An 8,644-nucleotide genomic window follows, 5' to 3' on the forward strand; every position below is an offset into this window, starting at 1 on the left:
AAGCGCATCTTTTCGGAGGTATCCCATATTGCTTTGAGGCGAGATGTGCAACCCCTTTCCCCGAGCGGACACGACGTGAGGTCCTTGTCAATCAGTGACATTATACGTTTCCACAACGTGAGCAGAGGAACGTTTTGAACCGGAACGATACGAAACTGTCCATACGATTATGAATCGGTATGACCCGTGGATTTCCAGAGATCCTTGTTTTGTTAGGGGCGAGCTGTAACATGACAGAAAGAAGCTTCTCGCAGACCGTACGTAAGGATCTTCCCCGGCCTTTGATGTATGCCGAGCATGGGGTCCCTTGGTTCTCTGCAGTAAGTCGCCAAGTGCATCCAAGCGGGTGTCTTTGTCATGTCGCTACCGGTCCGTACCGGGAAGCCCAACTCTGTCGCCGGGGTTGCTTTGAATGACTGTTATTTTTCAAAATGTGATATAGGGATATACTAAGGCTATTTTATTTCTATTGTTTCGACCTTATTTATGCAGATTAACCTCATAGTTTTTTCTTGTCTGACATGAGAAAATCTTTTTTGTGTTTTGGTTTTTGTTTTGACTTATCTATAAAAACTCTCTCGGCGGTGACGTCGGTTTCTTGCTGTCAAGGGGGTAATTGTAACTAGGTGAAATAGTTGGCCATATGCACAAATAATTGTAGCAGACGATATCAATAGAACGTCTGCAAATTTTGTTTCATAAAATAAATATTTACACTATCGCCTGGAATATTGCATTAACTATGATATCCTTTTTACTAAAGCACATAAACAGAAGCGAGGTGTGATCCGCGAGAGTAAGTTATAATAGACTTTTCAAGCTGTTTATCAATAAACAACTTGAAAAAAAGTGAGTTGTGCAAGAAGGCGGGCATCAGCACCGCTTCAGTAAGCAAAATGGCGAAGGGCCAAAATCTTACGGTTGATGTTCTTGCTCGTATATGCACTGCGCTTGATTGTACGATGGACGATATTGTAGAAATCTTAACGGGTGCGGAAGCGAATAATCATTTATCCGAGGAAGAAAAAATATGATTGGTGTTATTATCGGTGACATTGTTGGCTCACGATTCGAGTGGAACAATATTAAAACAAAAGATTTCGATTTTTTCACATACCGCTGCGAGTTTACAGATGACAGCGTTATGACGCTTGCCGTTGCCAGCGCCCTTCTTGAGGCGAGCGACAATTATGATAACTTGAGCGATCTTGCTACGAAATATATGCGTGAGATGGGCAGACTATACCCGAACTGTGGTTACGGTGGTATGTTCCGACAATGGATATACTCCGATAATATGGGACCTTATGGCAGTTTTGGCAATGGCGCGGCAATGCGTGTATCAGCCTGTGGATTCGCTGCCAAAAGTCTTGACGAAACGAAAATACTTTCAAGAAAAGTTACTGAGGTTACGCACAACCATCCAGAAGGCATTAAAGGAGCTGAAGCCACCGCAATTTGCATTTATTTAGCGCGTGAAGGAAAAAACATCCTCGAAATACGCGACCATATAGATGAGTATTATTATCCGATGAATTTTACGCTTGATAGCATCAGGGAAAGTTACCAATTCAACGAAACCTGCCAAGATACCGTACCACAGGCGATCATGGCATTTCTCGAATCCACTGGTTTTGAAGACGCTATCCGCAACGCCATCTCCATCGGCGGCGACAGCGACACGCTCGCAGCCATTACCGGCGGAATTGCGGAAGCCTATTACGGTGTTCCCATCGAAATATGCAAACACGCTTTGACTTTCCTTGATGAACGGCTATTGAAGATATTAAGCAATTTTGGAAATACCTACCCACTTGCGTTGGAAAAAATAGTGCCTTGAAAAACGTCAAGGCAAATGGATGCCAGCGTAGGGTTAAAGGCGAATCACTAGACGAAATAATGCAGATATCCCTTTTGCCGCTGATGATGATTTTGAAGCATCAATCTCCAACCATGCAGAAACCACAAGCGAAAAATGTTCCAGCATTTATTGGTTTCGTGAGATAAAAGCAGAGTGTCATGTCATGGCCCATACGCCCTTAGTGATGGACTTCCATTTCCTTTCCTGAAAATCGTTCCAATAGCCTTTAGGCCCCTGTTCACCCTCTCCTCTCCATGGGTATGAACTCGGAAGCTTCATGGCGTTGACGTCAGGAAGTAATCAAGCAGGTATCAGTCGTGCAACAGATATCGACCATGCCGTGTTTAAGCATCTGTGCTTGGCAAAGCGCTCTAGACGGATGCGCCGATGCCCCCATGAATTTGCCTCGTATAAGATATCATTCTTTATAAGGCTCGATAATACCTTTTTCCATGAGTAGGCCTACCTCTTCCCGTGCCCTCCTTATCTTCGACTCGGCAATGGTAAAAAGCTCTTTTTCGCTTAAGCGGAGCCGTGCTACACCCTGTTCTATCGCCTTCTTTGCCACTGCTACCGCCTCACGGGGGAAGACTTCCCACTCGTCCATGGTGGGAAGGAGATAAGTCTCTGAAAGCCCTTTATCCTCAGCGCATTTTGCGAGTTCGTATGCGGCGGAGATGCACATCTCATCAGTGATCGTCCTTGCCATTACATCAAGGGTTCCTCTGAAGATCGCCGGGAATCCTATCGAATTGTTCACCTGATTGGGAAAATCGCTCCGTCCTGTGGCTACTACTCTCGCGCCAGCGTCTTTGGCATCCCAGGGCCACATTTCGGGAATGGGATTGGCACAGAGAAAGATGATGCCATCATCCGCCATTTGAGACACCCACGCCTTTTCAATTGTATCCGGCCCCTGCTTGGAAAGGGCGATGACCACATCCTGACCCCGCATCGCCTCTTCGATGCCACCATTCCTGTTTTCACCGTTGGTTATGAGGCAGAATTCGAGTTTTTCCTTGTGGGTCGGTTTTATGTCATCTCTTTGCCTGCTCAGTATGCCCTTGCTATCGACGACGATAAACTTTTTGGGATCGGCTCCAGCTTTGATGATCATCTTTGTGATGCATACGTTGGCGGCTCCTATGCCGATCATCGTGATCTTCACATCCTCAATTTTTTTACCCACTACCTTCAGCGCGTTGATTAGACCCGCCAGGGTGACCGCCGCAGTTCCCTGTTGGTCGTCGTGCCAGACGGGGATCGGAGCTTCTGCCCTGAGTTTGTCAAGGATGTAGAAACATTTGGGGTTTTCGATGTCCTCCAGGTTGATTCCCCCGAAAGAAGGAGAAATGAGCTTGACTGTCTTTATGATATCATCAGGATCTTTTGTGTCGAGACAGATGGGGAAGGCGTCGACGCCGCCCAGGTACTTGAAGAGAAGGGATTTTCCTTCCATGACAGGAAGTCCCGCCAATGGTCCGATATCGCCAAGACCGAGAACTCTTGTACCGTCTGTAACGATACCCACCATGTTTGCCTTGTTCGTATATTGGAAGACCTTTTCAGGGTCTTTGTTGATTTCTTTGCACGGCTCCGCGACTCCAGGGGTATACCATATGGCGAAATCGTTGATGTCTCTGATGACGCATTTGGGTACCACCTCTATTTTACCCTTGTAGTACGGGTGCATCTTGAGTGAATCCTGGGACGGCTTTTTCGCCTTTTCGAGTAACTCTTCTTTTGTTGCTTTAACGTCCCCCATATTTTCCTCCGTGAGTCTTCGTTGCGAAATGCCTTATATTATTGACCGCAGGCTTTTCGATGGAACGGTCCTAAACCGGATCGTGGAGAAATCCCAAGCCCACCCCGGCCGAATCCGACATTTTCGCTCCAGACTGTATTATTCTTTTCAAATATGGTGCAAGGCCCCGGCTTAACCGGGGCCTTGTGATTCTTAAGTGCCGTGATATTTCCGTTCGAGCTATGAGACTGATAGAGAGTCTACTTGATCCCGTATTTTTTTTTCAGGAATTCCAATCCTGTCATAGGATAAAGGGCATAGATAAGGATATCTTCCATCTTGTCGCTTATCCCCTTCAGAGCCTCTCTCGCTTTCGGCAGTTCTGGCTCAAGAGTATCACCGGCTCTCACCTCAATCGGGATCTCGCCTTTCTCATAGTTTTTGAGCGCTTTTTTTCTGATCTCCTCGTTAACGGGCGCAGGGGGCTTCCCGTAGAGGCCGTAAAAATAATCCTTCACTTCGTTTGAGATCATTTTGTACCGACCGGCAATAACATTGAAGACCGTCTGTACACCCACCATCTGACTTGTGGGAGTGACGAGCGGAGGGAAGCCAAGATCGGCGCGTGTCTTCGGGATCTCTTCAAAGACTTCCTTTAATCTGTGGAGAGCCTTTGCCTGTTTCAGTTGGCTTACCAGGTTGCTGATCATGCCTCCTGGGATCTGGTGCATAAGTACCCCTATGTCGATTACGGAAAATCTGGTAGTATCGGCATACTGCATATACTTGGGTACCAGGGTCTCGAGGTATTCGTCGATCTCCGCGATTTTTTCCAGATCTAACTTCGGATCGTTAGGCATGTTCTTAAGGGCCGCCACAAATGGCTCGACCGCAGGATGGGAGGATCTCAGGGCAAACGGAGCCAGGCAGGTGTCTATACCGTCTACGCCTGCCTCGATGGCTTTGAGACACGCCATGGAAGCCATGCCGCTGGTGTAATGAGTATGGAGGTGAACCGGTATCTTGATCTCGGATTTTAAGGCTGATATGAGATCATAGGCATCATACGGGGAAATAGTGCCCGCCATGTCCTTTATGCAAAATGAATCGGCGCCCATGTCTTCAATGATCTTCGCTTTCTTCACAAAATAATCTATGTTAAAAATTGGTCCTCCAAGTCTCTTTTCAGTGAGAGAATAGGAGACGGATCCCTGGACATGCTTTCCACATTTCTGAACCGCCTTGAAGGAGGCCATAAAATTTCTCTCGTCATTCAGGGCATCAAAGATCCTGAATATGTCAATGCCTACCTCAGCGGCTTTTTCCACGAAAGCGTACACGACATCATCCGCATAGTTCCGATATCCCACAAGATTTTGCCCCCGGAGCAACATCTGGAGCTTCGTGTCTGGCATTTTTGCTTTCAGAACCCTTACTCGGTCCCACGGGTCTTCGTTGAGGAATCGAGTCATAACGTCAAAGGTAGCGCCTCCCCAGACTTCCATGGAATAGAACCCAATGCTGTTCATTTTTTCCGCGATGGGAAGCATGTCCTCAGTGGTCATTCTCGTGGCAAAAAGAGACTGGTGGCCGTCTCTAAGAGTGAGATCGGTAAATTTAACACTCTTATTTTCTCTCATTGTCATCCTCCTAAGATTAATACGAATTGATACCACGCCACTCAAGAAAAATCAATCACATTTTTCCATCGGCAGATCTTATCTTTAATTGCAACTTATTGCAATTAAAGACTAAAATGTGTTTTGCACAGACTTCCCAAATATCCTCTTGACCATTTTATAATCACCTTATTATCATATCATCAGATGATTATATATAGTCAACTCATTGAACGCATGGTATATTTGTAAATATCAATATTGATTTTAATTTCAGTGAAGCCCTTGATGAATATGCAGGGAATGGGTTTACCCGGCTGAACTAGGAGAATATCAAGGCCCTGAACAGCGTCTGGAGGATGTGGTCGATATTAACGATGAGAAAGTGATAGACGAGACTTGGAGACGCTCTGTAATGGGGCCGGTAGTTTTTAGAGATACCTTGTCTGTGGGGGCAAGAATTATCTGGATGAGACGCTTCTTGAAAGTAATGCATTGCAGATTGGCATGGGTGACTTTCTCGCGGCGCTCCGGGAACTTAAGTCGGCTGCCATCCGTGATTTTACAGAAAAAATGAAATGGAGGATGTGAGGGGGGTGCGCCAGACAAAGAATGCCTTTCGTTGGATATTCAAAAAAGTGAAGCAATTGATGCCATGAATTCTCTTTTTCGATAAAAGCGATGTTCCCGGTAATTTGTACCACTCCAAGAGCGGTGGCAGTGCGGTGGAGCGTATGGCAACGTAGCGCCTGAACGAATTCGACAATCTGTCGGATTTCTTTTAAGGGATAGCCCTCGGGATAGCCAACTGGCCGGAACTTTTCGATCATGCTCCGACGAGAGGGATGGCTTGGGTACATACTTAACCGCATATCACGACGAGATGGAGCGATTCGAGATCTTTCAGATTTATACCAGAGAAAAGCCTCGTGACAACGAGGTCGAACTCGCTGAATTTTTTACTGATCTTACGGAGGATATGGCTTGTTACGAGATTGTTTTTATCTGCAGGAAGCTGCTATGATGGCCATCACGGAGAAAACCAAGGAGGCAGCAAAACAGAATAAAAGCGGACCATTCATACGCATCCGCCATTTCAAAGAAACGATAAAATCTGTCGAGAGAACAGGAGAGATATAAATATGCTGAAGGAAGTGAAGAAGAAACGGGCTTACGAAGACATTGTTATTCAGATACGTACCCTCATTGAGAAAGGGAGAATGAAACTCGGGGATCAACTTCCCAACGAAAAAGAGCTTTCAGAAATCTTTAAAGTTTCCCGTTCCACCCTGCGTGAAGCGATCCTTTCTTTGGAAAACATGAATCTTGTGGAAAGGCGGCAAGGAAACGGGACCTATGTCGTCGCTTCAAGCGAGAAAGCCTTAATCGCGCCTTTGGCCCAATCACTTGTCCACGAAGAAGATGATATAATTGATATCTTCGCCCTAAGAAAAATTATCGAGCCGGAGATCGCCCAGCTTGTTGCTGAAAACAGATCGCCCCGGAACTGGAAAGAACTTGAGAAGATTCTTGACCGGCAATCGAAAGAACTTGAAGATGGTCTCCATCCAATCCAGACAGATTCTGGCTTTCACTATACCATCGCGAAGATGGCAAAAAACAAAATTTTGGAGAGACTCCTCGTAGCCCTTGTAGGTCTTACGTCTAAAATAAGGGATGGTTATATGCAATCGGACGAAAGGAAAAAGAAATCAATTTTTGGCCACCGTGAGATCGTTGCCGCATTAAAGAATGGTGACGGAACAGCTGCAAAGAAGGCGATGCTTCATCATTTACAAGAGGTGGAAAATACGCTCTACAAAAACAGAGGAGGTGGAAAACGATCGTAATCTGTTGCAACTGGGTTTGGTGGTGGAGTTTCAAATCGAACCAATCAGGCTGCCGATTAAATTTTCATTAAAGGGATAGGTATCTATAACTAAAATAAGTGAAATTACTGTATGGACAGGGGGTGCTGATAGACAAAGAAACCCGTGATGTCATAATGCCTTTGTCTGGGCCGTACAAATCTTTGTTTAAAGACGGTGGAGCATATCCTTCCATACAGTGGCACAGTTGGTTTCATCAAAGGCAAAAACGCAATACTGGTGGTTGCCAGAACGTTCGCCGGAAAAGATGGTGAACTTTTTCACATATATCTGGTGTTTTTGACTTTCTCAAGTCCGCCATGTTCAGGATTTCAGTGACAGTTTCGTGAAGTCACTCATTCCTGGCACCAGCGTCTGTGAAATTCTTTTCAGTGTGGGTAAATAAGGCTCCCTTTCAGATTAGTAAGCTTCATATACTTCTTGTCTATGGGACTATCCTCCGCTTTCCCCTACTTTAGAATGGAACCACCGTAATCCACCCCAACTCAATTGCCGTATCGAGCCGTCCTGTCTGTTCGTCTGATATAATTTACAGAAGCATAAGGATAGGGTTAATTCTTCAGATTTGTCATGCTATAATGAGTCTTATATAATAAGGGAGAAGAGAACCGCCATGTCATTTTACAGTGAAATAGCTGATTACTATGATCTTATATTTCCCCCGAATAAGCGGCATGTTGGCTTCATAAAAGCTTGCGTGGAGCCGCCGTACTTGGGTAAGAAAATATTGGACGTAGGATCGGGAACAGGTGGCCTTGCCATTTCAATGGCCGAAGCAGGCTTCGCAGTCGAGGGTATTGATTATGATACCGACATGCTTGTCAGGGCGAAACTGAAGGTAAAAACCGGAAGTCCCATCATCTTTACCCAGATGGACATGCGGGAAATATCGAGCCGTTTCGATCAATCCGCCTTCGACGCCGTTCTCTCCTTCGGCAACACCCTAGTTCACCTCCTGAACCTTGGAGAGATAGCGAAATTCTGCCGGAATGTAAGAACCGTATTGAGAGACGATGGTGTATTTCTTCTCCAGATACTCAACTACGATCATATCCTTGACAATGACGTACGAGAGCTTCCGCTAATTGAGAATGACGCGATAAAGTTCGACCGATACAATAAATATGACACCACGACAAAGCTGATCGCCTTTAAGACCGTCCTGACCGTCAAGAAAACAGGGGTTGGGATCATAAACGAGATCCCACTGTATCCTGTGAGAAAACGTGAGCTTGAGGATGCTCTCAAAACCGCCGGATTTACCGATATTTCCTGTTATGGCGATTTCAATAGAGGCGAGCTCAAACCCGACAGCCTGCCGCTGGTGGTGGAAGCGTGGTAAAGCAAATAAGTCAAGCATTCTTGTTTTGATAAGAGCTTGACACCCCCCCATCAAACAATTCCCTGTCTATCCCCTTATAAGCAACGGCATATACACCATACCTTACTTAAGAAGGGAAAAACTATGGGACATGTATTACATGCTCACGCCAGGACAACTCAGGTAGTGCGTAGAGAAATAATAAAATAG

The 8,644-nt window shown here is 45.7% G+C and carries 7 protein-coding genes; 5 read left to right on the plus strand and 2 right to left on the minus strand.

The annotated features are described in order from the left end of the window. Positions 1–839 precede the first annotated feature (839 nt). Positions 840–1,034 (plus strand): helix-turn-helix transcriptional regulator, encoded by a 195-nt coding sequence (locus LBQ00_08380; protein MDR2018863.1) that lies wholly within the window; start codon positions 840–842, stop codon positions 1,032–1,034. Further along, positions 1,031–1,840 carry an ADP-ribosylglycohydrolase family protein gene (locus LBQ00_08385; protein ID MDR2018864.1) on the plus strand — a complete coding sequence of 270 codons (810 nt, stop codon included), beginning with the start codon at positions 1,031–1,033 and terminating at the stop codon, positions 1,838–1,840. Before LBQ00_08380 ends, LBQ00_08385 begins: the two co-directional genes overlap by 4 nt. A 439-nt stretch (positions 1,841–2,279) precedes the next feature. Here LBQ00_08385 and LBQ00_08390 read toward each other — a convergent pair whose 3' ends face one another. Continuing rightward, entirely contained in the window at positions 2,280–3,626 is a 1,347-nt protein-coding gene (locus LBQ00_08390; GenBank protein ID MDR2018865.1) for an NADP-dependent malic enzyme, read from the minus strand. Between the two features lie 239 nt (positions 3,627–3,865). Continuing rightward, on the minus strand, positions 3,866–5,245 hold the full coding sequence (locus LBQ00_08395; protein MDR2018866.1) for a pyruvate carboxylase subunit B: 1,380 nt from the start codon (positions 5,243–5,245) through the stop codon (positions 3,866–3,868). Positions 5,246–6,074: 829 nt separating this feature from the next. On the opposite strand from LBQ00_08395, the gene LBQ00_08400 reads away from it, so the two are divergent. The 3 genes from LBQ00_08400 to LBQ00_08410 all read left to right on the plus strand — a co-directional run bounded on the left by LBQ00_08400 (position 6,075) and on the right by LBQ00_08410 (position 8,455). Beyond that, positions 6,075–6,248 (plus strand): hypothetical protein, encoded by a 174-nt coding sequence (locus tag LBQ00_08400; protein ID MDR2018867.1) that lies wholly within the window; start codon positions 6,075–6,077, stop codon positions 6,246–6,248. 118 nt (positions 6,249–6,366) lie between these two features. Next, positions 6,367–7,074, plus strand: coding sequence for a FadR family transcriptional regulator (locus LBQ00_08405; GenBank protein MDR2018868.1), 708 nt, complete (start codon positions 6,367–6,369; stop codon positions 7,072–7,074). 652 nt (positions 7,075–7,726) lie between these two features. Further along, complete coding sequence (locus tag LBQ00_08410; GenBank protein ID MDR2018869.1) at positions 7,727–8,455, plus strand: class I SAM-dependent methyltransferase; 729 nt, start codon at positions 7,727–7,729, stop codon at positions 8,453–8,455. Positions 8,456–8,644 lie beyond the last annotated feature (189 nt).

Source organism: Syntrophobacterales bacterium, assembly GCA_031274925.1.
In the GTDB taxonomy this organism is placed as follows: Bacteria; Desulfobacterota; Syntrophorhabdia; order Syntrophorhabdales; family Syntrophorhabdaceae; genus PNOM01.